Here is a 21,655-nt window from a genome sequence, read left to right as displayed (position 1 = left end):
CAAAGGTTTTACCGCTAAGGAAATCGGCCGGACCCCCGCACTCCGAACCCGCAGCATACCCCTGCCGGGTATAGAAAAAGTCCCCGTCCCGGTGACCCGGAACGGGGACTGCGCGCTCCTCCTGCTGGACTTGAACCAGCAACCCTTCGATTAACAGTCGAATGCTCTGCCAATTGAGCTAAGGAGGAATGAAGCGGATATAAGCCTAGCAAACACCGTGCCGGGAAGTGAAATTGGCCCCCGGCGGGACGCTGCCTCCAGACTCAGGAGTCCATGCGGAGCGAACGCCGCTGCATCTCCAGCTCCATGAGCTCCCGGTTCAGCCGCTGGAACTCCTCGGGGTCGGCCGAGGCGTCCAGGCGCTGCAACTGGCCCATTTTGTCGGCCTTGACCCGGGTGATCTGCAGTTCGAACAGCCGCGCCAGAATGTCGCGGCAGTACCGCTGGACGGCTTCGGCGGTGCTCGCCGGCAGCGGCACGACGGCGAGCTCGGACACGAGCGGCCGGAGCGGCTCGGGGACTTCCTGCAGCAGCTGCTCCACCCACCGCGCAGGGTCACCGATGGAACCCTGTCCGGTGGCCCGGATGGCCTCGTGGATGGCCAGGTAGGCCGGGGTGGAGAACCGGGCCTCGGAGAAGCGCTGCCAGGTGGCCCCCTCGAGGATTGCCGGCTCCTGCAGCACGACTTCGAGCGCCTGGCGTTCCATCGCCGCCACCGGATCGCGCGGGTCCGGCCGGTTGAAGGCCGGCAGCGTGGCCGACGGCGGTAACGGCGCCACGCCCGGCGCTCCCCCGTGGCCCGGTCCGCCCCCGTGGCCCGTCCCGGCGCTCCGGGGCTGGTTCTGGCCGGCGTTCTGGCCGGGGCCATGGCCGTAGCTCTGCCCGGAGCTTCCTGACGGCCCCTGGGCGGCACGTTTGGCTGCGGCGCCGACGGCCCGGCTGACTTCCTCGACCGGCATGCCGAGCCAGCCGGCCAGTTCGCGCGCATAGGCGGGCCGGATGCCGGCGTCGCGGATCTGCGCGACCACGGGAGCCGATTCCCGCAGTGCAGCGATGCGTCCCTCCACGGTGTCCAGGTTGTGCCGCCTCAAGGTTGCACGGATGGCGAACTCGAACAGGGGCCGCCGGGTGGCGATCAGGTCACGGACGGCGGAATCGCCCTTGGCCTGGCGCAGCTCGCAGGGATCGGACCCGCCGGGTTCCACCGCGACATAGGTCTGGGCAACGAAGCGCTGGTCCTCTTCGAAGGCCCGCAGCGCCGCCTTCTGGCCGGCGGCGTCGCCGTCGAAGGTGAAAATGACTTCTCCTCCGCTGCCGTCGTCGGAGAGCAGCCGGCGGGCGATCTTGATGTGTTCGGTGCCGAACGCCGTGCCGCAGGTGGCGACCGCCGTCGGGATCCCGGCCAGGTGGCAGGCCATCACGTCGGTGTAGCCCTCCACCACCACCAGTTGGCGGTCCTTGGCGATGTTCCGCTTGGCGAGGTCGATCCCGTAGAGGACCTGCGACTTCTTGTAGAGCGCGGTCTCTGGGGTGTTCAGGTACTTGGGGCCCTGGTCGTCCTCGTAGAGTTTGCGCGCTCCAAAGCCGATGGTGTCCCCGGCAATGTCGCGGATGGGCCAGATCAGCCGGCCGCGGAACCGGTCGTAGATCCCCCGGCCGCCTTCGGAAAACATGCCGGTGAGCTTGAGTTCCGCGTCGGTGTAGCCGCGGCCGCGGAGGTGCTTGAGCAGCGAGTCCCAGCCCTGCGGTGCGTAGCCGACGCCGAACTGTTCCGCCGCGGCCCGGTCGAAGCCGCGGCCGTAGAGGAAATTCCGGCCCTCGGTCGCACCGGGGGTCAGCAGTTGGGCGCGGAAGAATTCATCGGCGATCTTGTGCGCGTCGAGGAGGCGCTGGCGGCGGCCGATTTCCTCGCGGTTCGGGCCCGAGCCGCCGTCCTCGTAGCGCAGTTCGTAGCCGATGCGGGCCGCGAGCTTCTCCACTGCCTCGTGGAAGGTGGTGTGGTCCAGTTTCTGCACGAAGGAGATGACATCGCCGTCTTCGCCGCAGCCGAAGCAGTGGTAGCGGCCCACCTGGGGACGCACGGTGAACGAGGGCGAGCGCTCATCGTGGAAGGGACAGAGGCCCTTGTAGGAGCCCAGGCCGGCGCCCTTGAGGGTCACGTAGCCGTCGACGACTTCCTTGATGTCGGTGCGCTGGCGTACTTCGTCGATATCTTCACGTTTGATCAGGCCGGCCACAATGCCATCCTAGTCCCGGGGTACGACGCCGGGCGGCGGCTTATGGCGCCGGTCACCACAGCGACGGCAGGCTGCCGACGAGACGCTCGTACATGGCCAGCGCGGAGCCGTCCGTCAGCGAGGCCACCTGGTCGATGACGACGCGCAGCCGGGCGCCGTCGTCTTCCGCGGCGCGCCAGTCGGCGGCGAACATCGGCTCCAGATGGCGGTCAGCGCTGGCGCTGAGCGCGGTCACCAGTGCGTGCAGGACCTCGCGCTGGCGTTCGTAGATGGGCTGCCGGTGCTCGGTGGTCATCACAAAGGTGGTGGCCAGACCCTTCATCACGGCGATCTCCATGACGGTCTCGTCCGGGACGATCAGTTCGGCGTTGTAGCGGGTCAGGTTCTCCGGGCCGTAGACGGCGCGGGTGGTCTCGAGTGCGCTTTGGCAGAACCGGCCGATCAGCTGGCTGGTCATGTCCTTCAGCGCGGCCATGGACTTGCGGCTGCCGTCGGCCTCGCGGACCCACACGCTGGTGGCCTCCAGCCGAGCCAAGGCGGCGTCGATGGCGGCGGGGTCGTTGTGCGGCAGGTACCACTGCTTGGCGTAGCCCACCACCCGGGCCCGGTGGTCCGGGTTGTCCATCCAGCGCAGCTGGAAGTGCCCGGCGACGATCGCGTCCTCGACGTCGTGCACCGAGTAGGAGATGTCGTCCGCGAGGTCCATGACCTGGGCCTCGAGGCAGGAACGGCGCTCGGGCGCGCCCTCGCGGATCCAGTCGAAAATCGGCAGGTCGTCCTCGTAGGCGCCGAACTTGCTGGTCCGCTGGCCGTGGATCACCGGGGCGTTCTCCGCCGACCACGGGTACTTCGCGGCCGCGTCGAGGCTGGCTCGGGTCAAGTTGAGGCCGGCGGGGCGGCCATCCGGGGCCAGGACCTTGGGTTCCAGCCGGGTCAGCAGGCGCAGGGTCTGGGCGTTGCCTTCAAAACCGCCGATCGCGTGCGCGACCTCGTTCAGGGCCGACTCGCCGTTGTGGCCGAACGGCGGGTGGCCGAGGTCGTGGCTCAAGCAGGCCGTGTCCACCACGTCGGGGTCGCAGCCCAGGGCGCGGCCGAGTTCACGGCCCACCTGCGCTACCTCGAGGCTGTGGGTGAGCCGGGTGCGGACGAAGTCGTCCGTGTCCGGGGCGACCACCTGGGTTTTAGCGCCCAGCCGGCGCAGCGCCGAGGAGTGCAGCACCCGGGCGCGGTCCCGTTCGAAGTCAGACCGGTAGGTGCTCTTGGGTGGTTCCTCCACCCAGCGGGCACAGTCTCGGTCCACGTAGCCGTCCAGTACGGGCGCGGAGGTCCTGGTTTCAGCCACCGGAGACGTCCAGTTCGGCGAAGGAGATGTCCCGGGACTGCTCCGAGTCCAGGCTGCGGTTGAGCAGCCAGTCCTTGGGCAGTGCGGGCTTCTTGGGTGAACCGGCGCGGCCGCGGGGGCCCTCGGCGTCGGCGCCCGGGTAGGGCGAATCGAGGTCCAGCTCGTCGAGGGTGCCGCGCAGCACTTCGAGGCTGGTCACGAGCGCCAGCCGGTTGCGCAGTTCGCTGCCCACCACGTAGCCCTTGAGGTACCAGGCCATGTGCTTGCGGATCTCGCGGAGGGCCTTGCCCTCGTCGCCGAATGTCTCCACCATCAGCTCGGCGTGGCGGTAGATGCTTTCCGCCACCTGGCGCAGCGCCGGCGTGTGCCGGGCGTCGCTGCCCTCGAAGGCAGCCATGAGGTCCCCGAACAGCCATGGCCGGCCCTGGCAGCCGCGGCCCACCACAACGCCGTCCACGCCGGTTTCGCGCACCATCCGCACCGCGTCTTCGGCGGACCAGATGTCCCCGTTGCCGAGCACCGGGATGTCCGGGAGCGCTTCTCGCAGCCGGGCGATGGCGGACCAGTCGGCCTTGCCGGAGTAGAACTGCGCCGCGGTGCGGCCGTGCAGGGCGACGGCGGCGACGCCGGAATCGCGGGCGATGCGGCCGGCGTCGAGGTAGGTGAGGTGGTCGTCGTCGATGCCCTTGCGCATCTTGATGGTCAGCGGGATGTTGCCCTTTGACGCTTCCTTGACCGCGGTCTGGACGATCGAGGTGAACAAGTCGGTCTTCCAGGGCAGCGCCGAGCCGCCGCCGCGGCGGGTCACCTTGGGTACCGGGCAGCCGAAGTTGAGGTCGATGTGGTCGGCGCGGTCTTCCTCGACCAGCATCCGGACGGCCGCCCCGACCGTCACGGGGTCCACGCCGTAGAGCTGGACGGAGCGGACTTTCTCATCCTCGTCGTGCGAAATGATGCGCAGTGATTCGGGGGTGCGCTCCACGAGCGCCCGGGAAGTGACCATCTCCGCCACGTACAGGCCGCCGCCGTATTCACGGCAGAGCCTGCGGAAGGCGGAGTTGGTGATGCCCGCCATCGGGGCCAGGATCACGGGGGTGTCCACCGTGAGGGGGCCCAGCTTCAGGGGCGGCAGTTCCAGCTTGGGGGCAGGAGGCGTTGCTACAACAGTCACCCGTCCATTGTCTCAAAGCCGGGCAAATCGGCGGGATCCCGGCCCGGCCATGTGGAAAACGCGGCGTGCACAGTACAGCGCGGAGCAGCCCGGTCAGCTGGGAATAGCGGCCCGCCGGCCGCGGCGGGTCGCCGTCGCCGGCCCGGCCCCGCCGTCGGGTGAGCCGACGGCGTCCGCAACGCCGCCGTCGTCGGTCGACGCGCCGCCGTCGTCCGCCGCGCTCCCGGTGCCCGCGAGTGCACTGCCCGCGCCGCCCTTGAATCCGGTGGCTTTCACGACGAGGACAGCAATCAGCGTGGTGACCGGAATCGCCAGGACCAGCCCGATGGAGCCGACGAGTGTGCGGATGACTTCCTCGGAGAGTTCGGCGCTGGTGAGCGTGTCGCCCAGCGGCCGCTCGTAGAGCATCACGATGATCAGGATCGGCAGGGCCGCGCCGGCGTAGGCGAACGCGATGGTGTACACGGTGGAAGCGATGTGGTCCCGGCCGATCCGCATGGCCGCGGCGAACAGCTTCCGCGCCGGCGTCCCGGGGGCGAGTTCCCAGAGCTCCCACACCGCGGAGGACTGGGTGATCGTGACGTCGTTGAGCACGCCGAGGCCGGAGATGATCAGCCCGCACAGGATGATCCCGGAGATGGAGATGTGGTCCGAGACGTTCGCAAGCGTGGCGGCGTCGTGGCTGCCCACCCCGGCGAGGTTCGCCGCGTCGGTGGCCCAGGCCGCGAGCGCGGCGGTGATGCCCAGGCCGAACATGGTGCCCAGCAGCGCGGTCGACGTGCGGGCGGTGAAGCCGTGGGCAAAGTACAGCACGCCGATCATGATCACCGTGGACCCGACGAGCGCCAGCAGCAGCGGCGGTTTGCCCTCGACCAGGCCCGGAAGCATAAAGGAGACCAGCACGGCGTAGGCGCCGACGAGGCCGATGAGGGCGCGCAGCCCCCGCCAGCGCGCCACCGCGATCACGACGACGGCGTAGAGCGCGGCGAGCAGGATGATCGGGAGCGTCCGGACGAAGTCGACGAAGACGTAGGCGGGTGTGCCCTGCGCGGCGGCGCCCTGGGCCTTGGAGAGGTTCAGATAACGGATGTTGTCGCCGACCTTGACGCCGTGGGACTTGGCGACGTCGGGGTTGATCACCACCTTGACCGGGTTTCCGCCTTTGTCCGGTTCGGTGTAGGCGAAAGTGCACTGCGAACCCTGCCCGGCACCGGCCGGTGCGTCCGGCTGGGCGCCCGTACAGCCTTCGACGACGACGCGCTGGATCCTGCCGGTGTCGAAGCTGACGCCCGGGGCTGCCGCGTAGGGGCTGGAGAGCTTGATGCCCTCCTTGCTGCCGGACGGCCAGAGTGACACCATTGCGGCGAGCGTCAGCAGAGTCAGCGGAACCAGGATGGCGGCAAGGATCCAGTTGGCCTTCTTCCGTGCCGCGGCCGCCCGGGGCGAGGTGTCGAGGTGCCCGCCGGTGGTGTGTGAATGTCCGGCGCCCATCAGCAGTTCAACCTCATGCCGAAAACTCTACGGTGTCGGCGGCGTCGGGTGCGTCGGCGGTGTCGGTTAGGCCGGCGCGATGTTTTGGTTGACGTGGAACAGGTTCTGCGGATCGTACGTGGCCTTGACCTCCCGCAGCCTGGCGTAATTTGGGCCGTAGTTGTCCGGGACCCGGCCCTGGTCATCGCCGTCCATGAAGTTGATGTAGCCGGCGGTCTCGGAGAAGGGCTGCAGCGCCGCTGCGTAGTCACGCACCCAGGCGATGTTCGCTTCGCTGTCCGCCGGGTCCTCCCAATGGCAGGCGATCACCGGGGAGAACCTGGCTGTCCGGTTCGGAAACGCCGTGTCCGTGACACCCACCCGGTGCACTGCCCCGTCGATCGGGTAAATGTGCACGGCGGTCTGAAGGCTGGGCACCCGGCGGCCGTAGTCCAGGTGGGCGTCGATGGCTCCGTCGTTGAGCTCGGATAGGAACGCCGCTTTCCAGTAGGCCAGGAGCCCCTTGGGGTACATCCCGTCGAACGCCGAGTTCAGGGCCGGATACGGCATAGGGCCCACCATCGACCCGGCCACTGGCGCCGCGTCCAGGAACGGCTGCCACCGGGCTGGCCCCTCGGCGGGGTCACCGGTCCACATGCCGACCACTATGCAGACCGGCTTTCCGTGCCACTGCTCAGGGAGGAACGGGACGGGCGGACCCTGGTGGAAGGCGAGGAAGGCGCCGAACTCCTCCGGGGCTGCCGCGAGTTGTTCCCGGTAGAACTTCGCGACGGTTTCGGCGTGCTCCCCCGGGAAGATGATGATCCCGGCGTGGACCATGTCCACGGGATGCAGGCGGAATTCCAGCGAGGTCACGACGCCGAAGTTCCCCCCGCCGCCGCGCAACGCCCAGAAGAGATCGTCATGCTCGCTCTCGCTCGCCGTGACGAATTTGCCGTCCGCGGTGACGACGTCGGCCGAGATGAGGTTGTCGCAGCTGAGCCCGTATTTCCGGTCGAGGTACCCGATGCCTCCGCCGAGGGTCAACCCCGACACCCCGGTGGAGCCGACGACGCCGCCGGTGGTCGCCAGCCCGAAGGCATGGGTGGCGTGATTAAAGTCCGCCCAGGTTGCGCCGGCCTCGGTCCGGGCCGTCTTGGCGGCCGGATCAACCCGGACGCCTCGGGTGTTGGCAAAGTCGATGACCAGCGCGTCATCCGCCGTGCCAAAGCCCGGTCCGCTGTGGCCCCCGCCGCGGACGGCCAGCGCCAGGCTGTTCTCCCGGGCGAAGTTGACGGCGGCGATCACGTCCGCCACCTGGGACACGCGGACCACCGCTGCGGGCCGCTTGTTGATCATGCCGTTGTGCACTGCCCGCGCCTCGTCATAGCCCGCGTCGCCGGCCGTGATGACGTGCCCGCGGACTTGCCCGCGCAGGCTGTCGAAGTCGGTTCCATCCATTTTCTGTACCGTCGATTTCGTCGTGGTTTCCGACCCGGACGGTGAATTGTGCTCCCAGCCGGCATGGCGCCCGGAGGTTTACGAGCACAGGCCTACTCCTCCGCCCGGTCCGCGTCAAGGTGTCCGGACAGTTGCGCCTTGGGTTTGCCGCAGGAGGCCGGGCCACGCCCCGAGGGCCACGCCCATCCCGCGGGGGCACCGCTGCGAATGTCCTGAGGGAAGACCTGCGCAAACCAGCGGGTAGAGGCTGACGGGAACGCCTGCGGGCAACTTATTGTTGGTAATTGCAGGGACCAGACGAGGTGGAGGACGCGAACGTGGCCAGACGCATGACAGACGACCGGGAGCACCAGGCGGCCGGAGCCGGCCCGGCGGCCCGGGCCGAGCTCAGCATCGCCGACGCATCCGGGGAAACCCGTGGCGTCGCCCTGGTGCTGCACGGCGGCCGCGCGGACAGCTTCGAGGCGGTCCGTGCACGGCACCTCAGCCCCGCCAGGATGCTGCCCTTCGCGCAGGCTCTCCGGAACGAGGGCGGCCCGCACGGACTGGCCGTCTGGACCCTGCGGAACCGGTACCGGGGCTGGAACGGGCCGGACATGTCACCTGTCCAGGACGCCCGCTGGGCACTCGCCCAGATCAGCCGCGAGCACCCCGGCGTCCCTGTCTACCTGCTGGGTCACTCGATGGGTGGCCTCACGGCACTCTGTGTCGCGGACCACCCGCAGGTGCAAGCCGTGGTTGCACTGGCCCCCTGGCTGGACCGGTCCACCCCGGTGGAACCCGTCGCCGGGCGCCGCGTGCTGATCGTGCACGGCAGCGAGGACCGCTGGACCAGCCCCAAAAACTCGTTGGCTTTTGCCCGGCGCGCGGAGGGTGTGGCCGCCTCGATCGACTACATCTCGCTCACGGGCGCCGGCCACTTCATGTTCCGCCGGGTCCGGCTCTGGAACTCGCTGGCCAACGGTTTTATCCTGGACTCCTTCGCCAGCCGCGCCGGCACCGAACTCCGCGGCACGGATACGCTCCGCCAGGTTCTGCCCGCCGCGGCCGGCCTCCCCGTGGTGCTCTGATGCCGGCCTTCCCGCTGGACGCTTTTCTGGCCAGCCTGCCCTGGGTGACGCTCGGTCTGGTGGCCCTGCTGGCGGTGACGTTCGCCGTCGCCGTCCGCCAAAGCCGCCACTCGGTGATTGACACGGTGTGGGGACTGGGCTTCGTGGTGGCGGCCGCGGTCTCCTGGCTGCTGTCCGCGGGCCACGGCGACGCCGGACGCCGCCTGCTGCTGCTGGCCCTCGTGGCTGTCTGGGGCATCCGGCTGGCCGTCCACATCGGCCTCCGGGCCCGCGGCGGCCATGAAGACCCGCGCTACGTGGACATGCTCTCCTCGGCGCCGGGCTCCCGCAACACCTACGCGCTGCGCCGGGTGTACCTGCCGCAGGGCATCGTGATGTTCTTTGTCTCGCTCACCATCCAGGTGGGCATGTTCAGCACCGGCGCCCTGGGCTGGCTGGCGCTGCTGGGCGTCCTGCTGTGGATTGTCGGCTTCGTCTTTGAGACGGTCGGCGACTGGCAGCTGGCACAGTTCAAGGCGGATCCTGCCAGGCGCGGCACCGTCCTGGACACCGGGCTTTGGCGCTACACCCGGCACCCGAACTACTTCGGGGATGCCGCCGTGTGGGCCGGGCTGTTCCTCGTCGCCGCGGATTCCTGGCCCGGTGTGCTGACCATCCTCTCCCCCGCCCTGATGATCTGGACACTGGCCGGCAAGACCGGCAAGCCGCTGACCGAGAAGGCCATGTCCGCCCGGCCCGGCTACAAGGAGTACGTCGAATCGACCTCCGGCTTCCTGCCCTGGCCGCCGCGCCGCCAGCCGCGGGCGCAGCAGCCGGGCCGGCAGCAGCCCGGCGGCCGCTGACTTGCCCGCGGCCGGACGCGGCCGGCGGCCGCAGCCGAACGACCGCTTTTACCGGATGATAGTCCGCACCGGCCAGGCGCTGCGTTGGCTGTTCCGGATCCGGGTCATCGTCACCGGCGCCGAACACCTCCCCCCGGCGCAACCGGACATGCAGCCTCGCGCGGCCTCGCGGCGGGCCACGCCTGGGACGGGCGCCGTCGTCGCGATCACCCATTTCGGCTACCTCGATTTCGCCGTCGCCGAGCTGCTGCTGTGGCGGCACAACAAAGCCCAGATGCGCTTCCTGATCACCCAAGGCGCGGCCGACCACTGGTTCGCCGGGCCGGCCGTCAGCGCCGCCGGGCACGTCGTCGTCGGCTATGACACCGGAGCGCACGCCTACGACGCCGCCGTGCAAAAGCTCCGCGAGGGGGAATACATCGCGATCCTGCCCGAGGCCGGGGTCAGCCGCAGCTTTACGGTGCGCGAGTGCAAAACCGGCGCGGTGCGGATGGCCGCCGAGGCCGGGGTGCCCGTCATCCCCGTCTCGGTCTGGGGCGCGCACCGGGTCATGACCCGGCACCACGGCTTCTCCCCGCTGCGCGCCTGGCGCGCACCGGTCCGGGTCCACGTCGGCGAGCCCTTCACCCCGGACCCCGGGCTGGACGTCCCGGCCGCCACGGAGGCCTTGCGCGACGCGCTCCAGCGCGGGATTGACGCCGGCATCGCCGACTTCCCGCTCACGCCCGAACCGGGCGCCTGGTGGATGCCCGCAGCGCTCGGCGGCGGCGCCCCCACCGAGGAGGAACGCCGGCGGCTGGACCAGGCCGAAGGTCCGCGGCGCGCGCGCAGCCGGCGCCGATAAGCCCGGTTCACCCCAGCGGCTTGGCTACACTCCATCGGGTACAAAAACGCACTCAATGGAGAGGTACCCCTCTGTGGCAAACACAGTCCTGACCAAACACGGGATCGGCGAAGAACGCGGTCTCGCCCGGATAGCCCAACGGATGGCGGCGTGGACCGAGAAGTGGTTCCCGGACGCCTACATCTTCGCCCTGGCCGGCGTGATCATCATCGCCCTGGCCGCGCTGGCTATCGGCGCTTCACCCCAGTCCATCGCGGATTCCTTCGGCAACGGCTTCTGGGACCTGACCGCCTTCACCCTGCAGATGGCCATGGTGGTGCTCACCGGCTACGTCGTGGCGACGTCCCCGCCGGTGGCGCGCCTGATCAACCGCCTGGCCCTCGTCCCGGCCACTGCCCGCACCGCCGTGAGCTTCGTGGCCCTGATGTCGATGTCCGTCTCCTTCCTGAACTGGGGCCTGAGCCTGATTTTCGGCGGCCTGCTGGCCCGCGCCATCGCCCGTCGCAGGGACCTCACCGTGGACTACCGGGCCCTCGGCGCGGCGGCCTTTATGGGCCTCGGCGCCGTCTGGGCCCTCGGCCTGTCCTCCTCCGCCGCGCAGCTGCAGGCGACGGCGGCCTCCTTGCCGCCGGCCCTGCTGAAAATTACCGGGATCCTGGACTTCGGCACCACGATCTTCACCTGGCAGTCCCTGCTGACCCTGGTCATCCTGATGGCGCTCACCACGGTGATCGCGCACTTCTCGGCGCCGCAGGGCGGGGCGATCCGCACCGCCGAGGACCTCGGCGTCGACCTTGACGACGAACCGAGCGAGCCGGCACCGCGGTCCCGGCCGGGCGAGTGGCTTGAATACAGCAGGATCCTGCCGGTCCTCGCCGGGATCCTGACCCTGGGCTGGCTGGTCTCCCAGTTCCTGACCAAGCCGTTCCTGAGCGTCGTCAGCAGCCTCAACGGCTACCTGCTGGTCTTCCTCATCCTGGGCCTGGTGCTGCACGGCACCCCGCGGAACTTCCTGCAGGCCGTGACCAAGGCTGTCCCGGCGACCGCCGGCATCCTGGTGCAGTTCCCGCTCTACGCGGCGATGGCCGCGATCCTCACCAAGGCCACCGGAAACGGCGGAATGACCATCTCCGCGCACCTGGCCGGTTTCTTCTCGGAGATCGGCAGCGGCGGCGGCTTCGCCGTCGTCATCGCGCTGTACACGGCGGTGCTGGGCCTGCTGGTGCCCTCCGGCGGCGGCAAATGGCTCGTCGAGGCGCCCTACGTGATGCAGTCCGCCACAGATGTGCAGATGAACCTCGGCTGGACCGTGCAGATCTACAACATCGCCGAGGCGCTGCCGAACCTGGTGAACCCGTTCTTTATGCTGCCGTTGCTCGCGGTGCTGAGGCTCCGCGCCCGGGACCTGGTCGGGTTCACGTTCCTGCAGTTCGTGTTCCACCTGCCGGTGGTCCTGTTGCTCGTCTGGCTGCTCGGGATGACGTTCCAGTTCGTCCCGCCGGTGCTCCCCTAGCCGCCGGTTCACCAAACTGACCCGCAGTTGTTGTCGCGTCAAGGCGACAACAACTGCGGGTCAGTTGCGTTTCAGGGCCTAGGCGAGGTCCGAGACGATCAGCGTGTCCGCGCCGGCCTGCCGGGCCTTGCCGGTCTCCAGCAGCGGCTCGACGACGGCGCGCAGGGCCGTCATCGAATCGTCCAGTTCCAGCAGCACCGGGTACTGGTACGCAATCAGCGCCAGCAGGTCCCGGACCGCGGCCTGCGCCTCGTCGTCGGACAGCTCCGGGTCGTGGCCCAGGAACACGTCCGAGGGATCGCCGGCCTTCGTGGCGTGGCCCTCTTCGGGGCCGCCCATCTCGGGGCCGCCTTGCGCGTAGCTGACCGCGAACGCCTGGAGCCGGCCCTTCTTGCTGGCCGGCACGCCCGCGCCGAACGCACTGGCTTTGGGCGCGCGCAGTACGATCGCGCCGTGCGCGCCGCTCAAATCGTCCAGGAAGAGCCGCTGCACGGTGGCGATGCTGAGCTCACCGGGGCTGTCCCAATGGTGCACGGCGGTGTAGTACCGGCCCACGACGTCGCTCAGCTCCACCGAGCCGGTGGCCAGATCCTCCACCTGCTCCGACGCCGCGGCCTCGGAGCCGTCGCCGAAGACCGGGAGCTTCAGGGCACCGGGCTCCACAACCACCAGGCGGGAACGCTGGATCGGGGCCAGGCCGGCCGCCTCGGCGAAGGCGGCGCCGGGCGTGCCCGGCTCCACCTTGGTCCGGAGCCGGGAAACGCCCGACGGCGCACGCCCGGCCTCGTGCCGGAGCATGGCCAGCAGCGTGGAGCCGATGCCGGTCCGGCGGTGGTCGCGGGCGACTTCCACGTACACCCAGAGGCGCTCCGGGTGCAGCGAGGCCTCGTGGACCACGCCGGCCGCGACGGGGATGGCGACGCCGTCAACGACGTCCTCGGCCACGATGCAGCGGCGCCAGGGGGCGTTGCCCGAGGGCGCGAGGGTGCCGCGGAACTGCCGCGCCTGGTCCGTTTCCGGGCCGCCCCAGATCTCCAGGAGTGCCAGGTCGTCGCCCTCGCGCCATTCGCGGTATCCGATCGCCATGCTCAGGCGCCGATCAGCCGTGCGGCCAGGTAGCCCTCCACCTTGTCCAGGGAGACGCGTTCCTGGCTCATGGTGTCGCGTTCACGGATGGTGACGGCCTGGTCCTCGAGCGTGTCGAAGTCCACCGTGATGCAGAACGGCGTGCCGATCTCGTCCTGCCGGCGGTAGCGGCGGCCGATTGCGCCGGCGTCGTCGAACTCGATGTTCCAGTTCTTGCGCAGCTGCGCGGCGAGGTCCTTGGCCTTCGGGGACAGGTCCTCGTTGCGGCTCAGCGGGAGCACCGCCGCCTTGACCGGCGCCAGCCGCGGGTCCAGCTTGAGCACGGTGCGGACGTCGACGCCGCCCTTGGCGTTGGGTGCCTCATCCTCGGTGTAGGCGTCGATCATGAACGCCATGAAGGAGCGGGTGAGGCCGGCGGCGGGTTCGATCACGTACGGGGTGTAGCGCTCGTTGGTGGCCTGGTTGAAGTAGCTCAGGTCCTGGCCGGAGGCCTTCGAGTGCGTGGAGAGGTCGAAGTCGGTGCGGTTGGCGATGCCCTCGAGCTCGCCCCATTCGGAGCCCTGGAAACCGAAGCGGTACTCGATGTCCGTGGTGCCCTTGGAGTAGTGGCTGAGCTTCTCCAGCGGGTGCTCGAAGAAGCGCAGGTTCTCCTCGCGGATGCCCAGGCCGGTGTACCAGGCCATGCGCTCCTTCATCCAGTACTCGTGCCACTGCTCGTCGGTGCCGGGCTCGACGAAGAATTCCATCTCCATCTGCTCGAACTCGCGGGTGCGGAAGATGAAGTTGCCCGGCGTGATCTCGTTGCGGAAGGACTTGCCGATCTGGCCGATGCCGAACGGCGGCTTCTTCCGGGAGGTGGTGAGCACGTTGTTGAAGTTCACGAAGATGCCCTGCGCGGTTTCGGGGCGCAGGTAGTGCAGGCCCTCTTCGCTGGCCACCGGGCCCAGGTAGGTCTTGAGCAGGCCGGAGAATTCCTGCGGCTCGGTCCATTCGCCGCGGGTGCCGCAGTTGGCACAGACGATGTCCTTGAGGCCGTTCTCGGCGGGGCGGCCCTTCTTCTCCTCGTACTCTTCCTCGAGGTGGTCGGCGCGGTAGCGCTTGTGGCAGGAGAGGCACTCGACCAGCGGGTCGGAGAAGACCTCGACGTGGCCGGAGGCTTCCCAGACCTGGCGGGGCAGGATCACCGAGGAGTCGAGGCCGACGACGTCTTCGCGGCCGCGGACCACGGACTGCCACCACTGGCGCTTGATGTTTTCCTTCAGCTCGGCACCGAGGGGGCCGTAGTCCCAGGCAGAACGGGAGCCACCATAGATTTCACCGGCCTGGAAGACGAAACCCCGTCGCTTCGCGAGGGAAATGATCTGGTCGAGTACGGATTTTGCTGCCATGGGAACTCCAATTTCTACAGGGCCGCTGGGTGCGGTCCGTGCTGTCAGCCCCGGGTCACCGGCTGGTTGCCGGGCGGGGTAGTGCGGACGGTGTGATGCAAACTCCTAGCCTACCCGCGCTGCTACCGCTTCAGGGCCCCGCGGGACCAGGGCAGGCTGGCCAGGACAATGGCTGCCAGCGTCAGCAGGGTGCCCAGCACGGTGGGCAGCGCGACGACGGTCCCGGGCGCGGGCAGCACCAGGTCAAGCCCGAGTGAGCCCAGCAGTTGCCCGGCGATCATGCCCAGCCCGGTGATCAGGACCCCCAGGCTGCGGACCAGGAGGGCAGCGACGCCGATGAAGATACAGCCCATGGGGCCGCCAAGGTAGTACCACCACTCTGTAGGAAGAGCGTGGCCGGGCCCGGCGATGGCCAGTTTGATCAGCCAGGCGAGCCACAGCACCACGCTGCCGGCGATGAAGTTCACCAGGGTGGCGGTGATGGGCGTGCGGTAGCTCACGGTGGCCGTGCCGTTCATCGCCTGCTGGAAACTCATCAGGAACCCGGCGAGGACCGGCAGCAGCACCGGCAGCAGCAGTTGCAGCGGGCCGGCCTCCGCTCCGGAAGACGCCCCCGCGCCGGCCGCCGCACTGCCGTCGAAGCGCGGCGACACGGCCCAGGCGACGGCGGCGACGGTCAGCACGCTGCCCAGCACGCGGATGCCGGTGACCGGCCTCTTGCCCGCCGGGCCGATCCCCATCCGGTCCACCAGCAGTCCGCTGAGCGTCTGCCCGGTAACCGCGGCGACCGTGAACAAGGCGACGCCGAGCAGCCCGACCGTGAAGGACTGGGCGAAGACGAAGAACGCCCCGATGCCCCCGGCCAGCACGTAGTAGCGCGGGAAGCGGCGCTCCCGCAGCGCCGGCAGGACTTCGGCGAACCCGGCACGGCCCTTCGGCAGGACCAGCGAGACGACGATCATCAGCGCCAGGCCGACGCTGAAGCTGACCACCGCGGCGGCGAGGCCGTCGGCCAGGACGGTTCCGAGGGCGCCGTTGATCCGGCCCTGGACGGGGACGAAGAGTCCGGCCGCAACGGCAAGGAGCAGTCCGACGGGCAGAGGGATCCGCGGTGCGTGGGTCATTGGTGCCACCTTTGGTCAGGCATTATTGCTTGTATGAGCAACCCGGAAATTGAAGACATTCCCATCCGCGACGACATGATCCGGCTGGGCCAGCTGCTGAAGCTGGCCAACCTGGTCGAGGACGGGGTGGAGGCTGCCGAGCTGGTCAAGAACGGCCTGGTCAAGGTCAACGGGGAGATTGACGACCGCCGCGGACGCCAGCTCCACCACGGCGACACGGTCACGGTGAACGGGCAGACCATCCGGATCGTCACCCCCAGCGGAGCCTAACAGCCACTGGCAGCGCCCGACAGCGCGCAGTCGCTCCCGGCAGCGCCGGTCCCTCCGGGCTTATTTGTTGAGTACCTCGTGGGTGAGGAACTCGCCGACGTGGCCGACCTCCTGCTGGTTAATGCCGTGCCACATGCCGGTGTAGAGCACCTTGGTGAGCTTGACGTGCTTGCGCACCCAGCCCATGGTGAACTCGATCTTGTCCGGCGTGATGACGGGGTCCTGCTGGTCGCGGCCCCAGAACATCGGCACGGTTCCGTCCAGTTCCGCGTCGCGGAAGCTGGGGTCCCCGCCGGCGTCGACCGCGAACCCGGAGAGGCCGACGACGGCGGCGTAGCCGTCCGGACGCTGCCGCAGCAACGTGGTGGCCATGGCCATGCCCATCGAGAAGCCGAGCAGGGTGACCGAGGGGTGGTTCGCCCTGGCCGAGTCGATCCAGTCCTGCGCGTAGGCGGCGGCGTGCTTGACGGCGTCGAGCGAATACTCAATGGATGCGGTCAGCGGGAACCAGGTGAAGCCCGGTCCGGAGACCAGCGGGGCACGCAGCGAGGCCACCACAAACTCCTCGGGCAGCATGTCCGCCAGGCTGAGCAGATCCTGTTCGTTGGCTCCGTAGCCGTGCAGCAGCACCAGCAGCGGCTTGCCAGCGCGCTCCTCCTCGGGCCGGGACCACAGGATAACGGGGGCGGGAAAGGCAGCGGGAAAGGACGGGGCTTCAGTCATGGCTCCATTCTTACAGTTACCTAGGAGTAACAAGCTACGGTGGCGCCGCTTTGCGGGAACAGTGCAGGATATGAAGGTGAGCGAAACAGAAGCGATGGAGAATTTCCCGGACCGGACTGTCAACCACCCCTGGACCCGCTACGTCGCGATGGGCGACTCCTTTACGGAAGGCATCGGCGATCCCGAGCCGGCCAGCCCGGGCGGGCACCGCGGCTGGGCGGACCGGGTGGCAGAGGAACTGAGCCGCGGCCACGACGATTTCGCCTACGCCAACCTGGCCGTCCGGGGCCGGCTGCTACAACAGATCGTGGACCAGCAACTGGCCCATTGCCTGTCCCTGAAGCCGGACCTGGTGACCCTCTCCGCGGGCGGGAACGACTTGATCCGGCCCGGCGGGGACCCCGATGTCCTCGCCGAACGGCTGGACTCCGTGGTGCAGATCCTGAGTATGGGCGGCGCCACCGTGGTCCTGTTCAACGGCCCGGACACGGGCTCCTCGGTGCTGGGCCGGATCCGCAGCAAGGTGGCCATCTACAACGAGAACCTGCGCACCGTGGCGGCCCGGCACGACGCCGTCATCGCGGACATGTGGTCACTGCGTCAGCTCAACGATCCGCAAATGTGGGACGCGGACCGGCTGCACTTCTCGCCACTGGGCCACCACACGATCGCGGCCATGGTGCTGGATTCGCTGAATGTGCAGCACACCCTGGAGCCCCTCTCCCCCAAGCCGCTGCCGCAGCGCAGCTGGCGGGAGGCCCGCACCGGGGACCTGATCTGGGCCCGGGAGCACTTTGTCCCGTGGGTGGTCCGCCGGCTCCGGCACCGCTCCTCCGGCGACGGGATCACGGCCAAGCGTCCGCTGGCCGGACCGGTGTTCGGCCCCGGCGTGCCGCTCGGTTCAGGTGAGGGCCCGCCCGGCGCCGAGGACGCGTTGCGGTCCTGAACGGCCCGGGCGAAGCCGGCCAGGCATACGACCCGGCAACCCTCCCAGCCTTCCCCGGCACCAGGGGCGGGGCGTGCACGTTAAGCTGGAAAGACACCTTTTGAGAGGCCCGGTACCGTGAGTATTTTCTTTTGGATCATCCTGTTGTCCTTCCTGGTTCCGGCGGCGATGCGCCTGTACCGGAAATCCGTCCGCGGACGAAACCAGGACCCGGGCCTGCCGGGCCAGTTCCCGGGGCAGTTTCCCGGCCAGTACCCCGGCCAGCAGAGCAACCAGCCCCGGGACGGATTCACCCAGCGGGACTACTTCGGCGGCTTCGGCCAGCTGGGCGCCCCGCGGCCCCCGGCCAACCAGCCGCCCGCGAACCAGCAGTACCCCGTCCCGTATGAGGACAGCCCGGAATACCTGAACAACCCGCCGCAGCCCACCGGACAGCAGTGGCAGCAGCCCTGGCAGCCCCCGGCCCAGTCCCAGGCGCCCGCTCCTTCGCCGGCCCTCGTCCCAGAGGTTCCGCCTGCGCCGTCGGGGCCGCAGGGCTACCGCGCACGCAAGCTCGCCGAGCTGGACCAGAAGTACAGCAACGGCGAGCTTGCTATGGAGGATTACATGGCCCAGCGCGCGGAGATCATGAAGGGCTAGGCGCCGGCAGCCCTAGTCGACCTGCGGGAAACCGAGGTCGATCACCGAGGTGGACGGATCCGGCCAGCGGGTGGTGACCACCTTGCCGCGGGTGTAGAAGCGGATGCTTTCCGGGCCGTACATGTGGGTGTCGCCGAAGAGCGAGTTCTTCCACCCGCCGAAGGAGAAGGTCCCCACCGGGACCGGGATGGGCACGTTGACGCCCACCATGCCGGCCTCGACGTCGAACTCGAACTGCCGGGCAGCGCCGCCGTCGCGGGTGAAGATCGCCACGCCGTTGCCGAACTCGTTGTCGTTGACCAGCTTCACGGCATCGGCGTAGCTCTCGACGCGAACCACCGAGAGCACGGGGCCGAAGATCTCATCGTCGTAGACCTTCATGCCGGGCTTGACGTGGTCGATCAGGCTGACGCCGATGAAGAAGCCGTTGGAGTCGAACTCCTGTTCGCGGCCGTCCACCACCACGGAGGCTCCCTCGTCCGCGGCGCCGGCCACATAGGAGGCCACCTTGTCGCGGTGGTCGGCGGTGATCAGCGGGCCCATCTGGGAGGCGGGGTCGGTGCCGGGGCCGATCTTGAGGGTGGCCATCCGGGTCTTGATCGCGTCCACAAGCTCGTCCGCGATGTTCCCGACTGCCACCAGAACGCTGACGGCCATGCAACGCTCGCCAGCGGAGCCGTAGGCGGCGGAGACGGCGGCGTCGGCGGCCATGTCCAGGTCCGCGTCCGGAAGCACCACCATGTGGTTCTTGGCGCCGCCGAGTGCCTGGACGCGCTTGCCGTGGTCCGCGGCGCGCTTGTAGATCGACTGCGCGATCGGCGTCGAGCCAACAAAGCTGACGGCCTTCACGTCCGGGTGCTCAAGCAGCACGTCCACGGCTTCCTTGTCGCCGTGGACGACGTTGAGGACGCCGTCGGGCAGGCCAGCCTCGGCGAAGACCTGGGCGATGAAGACGGCGGAGGAGGGGTCCTTTTCGCTCGGCTTGAGCAGCACGGTGTTGCCGCAGGCCAGGGCGCTGCCGATCATCCAGAGCGGCACCATGGCCGGGAAATTGAACGGCGTAATGCAGGCGACAACACCGACCGGCTGCCGGACGGAGTGGACGTCGACGCCGCCGGAGACCTGCTCGGAGCGTTCGCCCTTGAGCGCGTGGGACAGGCCGGTGGCGAATTCGATGTTTTCCAGGCCGCGGGTGATCTCGCCCTCGGCGTCGGAGAGGACCTTGCCGTGTTCGCTGGTCAGCAGGGCGGCCAGTTCGGGCCGGCGCTGCATCAGAAGCTCGCGGACCTTGAAGAAGATGCTGGTGCGCTTGGCCAGGCTGGTGGCGCGCCAGCCGGGCAGCGCGGCGCGGGCGGCGGCGATGGCTTCCTCGACCCGGGCGGCGGAGGCGAGCGCCACTTCCTTTTCCTGCTCGCCGGTGGCGGGGTTGAAGACGGGGCCGTAGCGCTCGGCGTCGGACACGAGGGCGCCGTTGATGAGGTGCGGAATGCGTTCCATGGGGAGGATCTCTTTCTAGAAGTTTGGGGGCTACTTGGCGGACTCGAACGAGCCATCGACCAGTTTGACGATGGCCGAGCAGTCCGTGCCGGACTGGCCACCATCGATGAGGCGCTGGAAAAGCTGCTGGACGTGCTCGCCGATCTCCAGCGGTGTGTTGGTATCGCGGGCGGCGCTGATGGCCAGGCCGATGTCCTTGTTGGCCAGCTCGGCGGTGAACGTCGGCGCGAAGTCGTTGTTCGAGGCGGCGGTGGGCACGACGCCGGCCACCGGGTACCAGGTGCGCAGCGCCCAGCTGTCGCCGGAGGAGACGGAGGCGATGTCCCAGAAGACCTGCTTGTCCAGGCCCAGGCGGTCCGCGAGGACTGCGCCCTCGGCGGTGGAGGCGAGGTTGATGAAGAGCATCAGGTTGTTGCAGATCTTGGCGGCCTGGCCGGTGGTGGCGCCGCCGGTGGGGATGATGTTGGCGGCCATCGGGCGGATGTATTCGGTGGCGTCGGCGACGGCGCCGGCTTCCCCGCCGACCATGAAGGTCAGGGTGGCGGCCTTGGCGCCGCTCATGCCGCCCGAGACGGGCGCGTCCACAAAGCGGAATCCGGCCTCCGCGGCGGCGTCGTGCAGGGCCTGGGCCGACGCGATGTCGATGGTGGAGGAGTCCACCAGCAGGGTGCTGGTGTCGGCGTGGGCCAGCACGCCGTCTTTGCCCAGGTAGACGGCCCGGGCGTGCTCGCCCTTGGGAAGCATGGTGAAGACGACGTCGGCGCCTTTCACTGCCTCGGCGATGCTGCCGGCGGGCTTGACTCCCCCGGCCTCGGCTGCCGCGACGGCCTCGGGGTTGAGGTCGAAGCCGCGGACCTCGTTTCCGGCTCTGGCGAGGTTCACTGACATGGACCCGCCCATGTTTCCCAGTCCAATCCAGGCGACAACTGCCATGGCATAAGCTCCTTTGCTTTGCATTGTGTCCGGCGCAGTTGCCGGACCTTTCCGTGTCAACCATCACACCCTGTTACAGTGCAATCAAGGGGAAAAACTGAAGATGCCATGTGCAGTGATGCACATTGGTCCGACGACGTGCGCTGCTAGGAAAGGCCAAGGGTGGACTTGAAACGGCTTCCCAGTCCGGACGACCTGCTGATCCTGCTGACCGTGGCCCGGCTGGGCCGGTTCAACGCGGTCGCGGAGACCCTGGGCACCACGCACACCACAATCTCGCGCCGGATCCTGGCGTTGGACAAGCAGCTGGGCGGCCGGACGCTGGAGCGCAGCCCGCACGGCTGGGAGCTCACCGAGCTCGGGTCCCAGGCGGTGGCGGCCGCCGAGGCGATCGAAGCCACCCTGGGCGCCCTGTCCGGCCGGATCGCCCGGACCGAGGACGTGCTCTCCGGTCTGGTCCGGATCAGCACCCCGGACGGCTTCGGCGCGGAATTCGTCGCCCCGGCCCTGGTCCGGCTGCAGCAGCAGCATCCGTTGCTGAACGTGGAGATGCTCAGCGCCACCCGCAAGGTCAGCCAGAACCGCTCCGGGGTGGACCTTGAGGTGGTGGTCGGCAACATGGAGGTCAGCAACGCGCAGACCATTTTCCTGTCCAACTATTTCCTGCGGCTGTACGCGAGCCCGGAGTACGCGCGTGAGCACGGGCTGCCCGGGACGCTCGACGACGTCCGGCAGCACGGCTTCGTCTCCTACGTGGAGTCTGCACTGCAAGTCGCCGAACTCGGCCACCGCTCCACCCAGCTGCCGATGCCGCGGTCCAGCTTCCAGGCCACCAGCATCTTCGCACAGCTGGAGGCCGTCCGCCGGGCCGCCGGGATCGGGCTGCTGCCCAACTTCCTCGTCGTCGGCAAACCCGGGTTCGTGCCCGTGCTGCCGGACGATTTCCAGCGGCAGCTGCCGATCTGGGCAGTGGCGCGGGCCGAATCACTGCGTTCGGCGCCGGTGCAGGCCGTGCTGGCGGCGGTCCGCGCCGAGGTCGCCGAACGCCAGGACGTGCTGGCGGGCTGAGCCGGGCATGCTGCGACGGCGGCTGCTCACG

The 21,655-nt window shown here is 69.0% G+C and carries 19 protein-coding genes and 1 tRNA gene; 8 read left to right on the top strand and 12 right to left on the bottom strand.

Annotated features, from left to right (window positions below; genetic code table 11):
* Positions 1-115: 115 nt before the first annotated feature.
* The 6 genes from ABIN76_RS08395 to ABIN76_RS08370 all read right to left on the bottom strand — a co-directional run bounded on the left by ABIN76_RS08395 (position 116) and on the right by ABIN76_RS08370 (position 7,681).
* Positions 116-188 (bottom strand) — tRNA-Asn (locus ABIN76_RS08395).
* 75 nt (positions 189-263) lie between these two features.
* Complete coding sequence (gene dnaG, locus ABIN76_RS08390; protein WP_346959250.1) at positions 264-2,237, bottom strand: DNA primase; 1,974 nt, start codon at positions 2,235-2,237, stop codon at positions 264-266.
* A gap of 52 nt (positions 2,238-2,289) precedes the next feature.
* Complete coding sequence (locus ABIN76_RS08385) at positions 2,290-3,579, bottom strand: deoxyguanosinetriphosphate triphosphohydrolase (RefSeq protein ID WP_346959249.1); 1,290 nt, start codon at positions 3,577-3,579, stop codon at positions 2,290-2,292.
* Positions 3,572-4,750 carry a tRNA dihydrouridine synthase DusB gene (dusB, locus tag ABIN76_RS08380; RefSeq protein WP_346959248.1) on the bottom strand — a complete coding sequence of 393 codons (1,179 nt, stop codon included), beginning with the start codon at positions 4,748-4,750 and terminating at the stop codon, positions 3,572-3,574. The genes ABIN76_RS08385 and dusB overlap by 8 nt, the downstream gene beginning before the upstream one ends.
* Before the next feature lie 93 nt (positions 4,751-4,843).
* Complete coding sequence (locus ABIN76_RS08375) at positions 4,844-6,241, bottom strand: YibE/F family protein (RefSeq protein WP_346959247.1); 1,398 nt, start codon at positions 6,239-6,241, stop codon at positions 4,844-4,846.
* A 66-nt stretch (positions 6,242-6,307) separates the two neighbouring features.
* Positions 6,308-7,681 (bottom strand): FAD-binding oxidoreductase, encoded by a 1,374-nt coding sequence (locus ABIN76_RS08370; RefSeq protein WP_346959246.1) that lies wholly within the window; start codon positions 7,679-7,681, stop codon positions 6,308-6,310.
* A 329-nt stretch (positions 7,682-8,010) separates the two neighbouring features.
* On the opposite strand from ABIN76_RS08370, the gene ABIN76_RS08365 reads away from it, so the two are divergent.
* The 4 genes from ABIN76_RS08365 to ABIN76_RS08350 all read left to right on the top strand — a co-directional run bounded on the left by ABIN76_RS08365 (position 8,011) and on the right by ABIN76_RS08350 (position 11,950).
* On the top strand, positions 8,011-8,751 hold the full coding sequence (locus ABIN76_RS08365) for an alpha/beta fold hydrolase (protein ID WP_346959320.1): 741 nt from the start codon (positions 8,011-8,013) through the stop codon (positions 8,749-8,751).
* On the top strand, positions 8,751-9,593 hold the full coding sequence (locus ABIN76_RS08360; protein ID WP_346959245.1) for a DUF1295 domain-containing protein: 843 nt from the start codon (positions 8,751-8,753) through the stop codon (positions 9,591-9,593). Before ABIN76_RS08365 ends, ABIN76_RS08360 begins: the two co-directional genes overlap by 1 nt.
* 55 nt (positions 9,594-9,648) lie before the next feature.
* Entirely contained in the window at positions 9,649-10,437 is a 789-nt protein-coding gene (locus ABIN76_RS08355) for a lysophospholipid acyltransferase family protein (RefSeq protein ID WP_346959244.1), read from the top strand.
* 73 nt (positions 10,438-10,510) lie between these two features.
* Complete coding sequence (locus ABIN76_RS08350; protein WP_346959243.1) at positions 10,511-11,950, top strand: TIGR00366 family protein; 1,440 nt, start codon at positions 10,511-10,513, stop codon at positions 11,948-11,950.
* Between the two features lie 78 nt (positions 11,951-12,028).
* On the opposite strand, the gene ABIN76_RS08345 is transcribed toward ABIN76_RS08350, so the two are convergent.
* The 3 genes from ABIN76_RS08345 to ABIN76_RS08335 all read right to left on the bottom strand — a co-directional run bounded on the left by ABIN76_RS08345 (position 12,029) and on the right by ABIN76_RS08335 (position 15,548).
* A complete protein-coding gene (locus ABIN76_RS08345) occupies positions 12,029-13,036 on the bottom strand; it encodes a GNAT family N-acetyltransferase (RefSeq protein ID WP_346959242.1) in 1,008 nt (335 codons plus the stop codon).
* Between the two features lie 2 nt (positions 13,037-13,038).
* Positions 13,039-14,424, bottom strand: coding sequence for a glycine--tRNA ligase (locus ABIN76_RS08340; RefSeq protein ID WP_346959241.1), 1,386 nt, complete (start codon positions 14,422-14,424; stop codon positions 13,039-13,041).
* A gap of 122 nt (positions 14,425-14,546) precedes the next feature.
* On the bottom strand, positions 14,547-15,548 hold the full coding sequence (locus tag ABIN76_RS08335) for a DMT family transporter (protein WP_346959240.1): 1,002 nt from the start codon (positions 15,546-15,548) through the stop codon (positions 14,547-14,549).
* 33 nt (positions 15,549-15,581) lie between these two features.
* Here ABIN76_RS08335 and ABIN76_RS08330 point away from each other — a divergent pair, with 33 nt between their 5' ends.
* Positions 15,582-15,818, top strand: coding sequence for an RNA-binding S4 domain-containing protein (locus ABIN76_RS08330; RefSeq protein ID WP_346959239.1), 237 nt, complete (start codon positions 15,582-15,584; stop codon positions 15,816-15,818).
* A 60-nt stretch (positions 15,819-15,878) separates the two neighbouring features.
* Here ABIN76_RS08330 and ABIN76_RS08325 read toward each other — a convergent pair whose 3' ends face one another.
* Positions 15,879-16,541: a phospholipase gene (locus tag ABIN76_RS08325; protein ID WP_346959238.1), complete on the bottom strand. Its 663-nt coding sequence runs from the start codon at positions 16,539-16,541 to the stop codon at positions 15,879-15,881.
* Positions 16,542-16,635: 94 nt separating this feature from the next.
* Between ABIN76_RS08325 and ABIN76_RS08320 the strand changes: the two genes are divergently transcribed.
* Together ABIN76_RS08320 and ABIN76_RS08315 are read left to right on the top strand one after the other, a co-directional pair.
* On the top strand, positions 16,636-17,487 hold the full coding sequence (locus ABIN76_RS08320) for an SGNH/GDSL hydrolase family protein (RefSeq protein WP_346959319.1): 852 nt from the start codon (positions 16,636-16,638) through the stop codon (positions 17,485-17,487).
* A 117-nt stretch (positions 17,488-17,604) separates the two neighbouring features.
* Positions 17,605-18,126, top strand: coding sequence for a hypothetical protein (locus ABIN76_RS08315; RefSeq protein ID WP_346959237.1), 522 nt, complete (start codon positions 17,605-17,607; stop codon positions 18,124-18,126).
* Positions 18,127-18,138: 12 nt separating this feature from the next.
* Here the strand turns inward: ABIN76_RS08315 and ABIN76_RS08310 are convergent, their stop codons facing one another.
* On the bottom strand, positions 18,139-19,623 hold the full coding sequence (locus ABIN76_RS08310) for a CoA-acylating methylmalonate-semialdehyde dehydrogenase (protein WP_346959236.1): 1,485 nt from the start codon (positions 19,621-19,623) through the stop codon (positions 18,139-18,141).
* Positions 19,624-19,653: 30 nt separating this feature from the next.
* Positions 19,654-20,556, bottom strand: a complete 903-nt coding sequence (gene mmsB / locus ABIN76_RS08305; RefSeq protein WP_346959235.1) for a 3-hydroxyisobutyrate dehydrogenase — start codon at positions 20,554-20,556, stop codon at positions 19,654-19,656.
* 162 nt (positions 20,557-20,718) lie between these two features.
* On the opposite strand from mmsB, the gene ABIN76_RS08300 reads away from it, so the two are divergent.
* On the top strand, positions 20,719-21,624 hold the full coding sequence (locus tag ABIN76_RS08300; protein WP_346959234.1) for a LysR family transcriptional regulator: 906 nt from the start codon (positions 20,719-20,721) through the stop codon (positions 21,622-21,624).
* Positions 21,625-21,655 lie beyond the last annotated feature (31 nt).

Origin of the sequence: uncultured Arthrobacter sp. (assembly GCF_964021775.1) — a bacterium.
Lineage (GTDB): Bacteria > Actinomycetota > Actinomycetes > Actinomycetales > Micrococcaceae > Arthrobacter.
The sequence above is the reverse complement of the archived record's forward strand: the minus strand, read 5'-3'. Positions and strand labels throughout refer to the sequence as shown.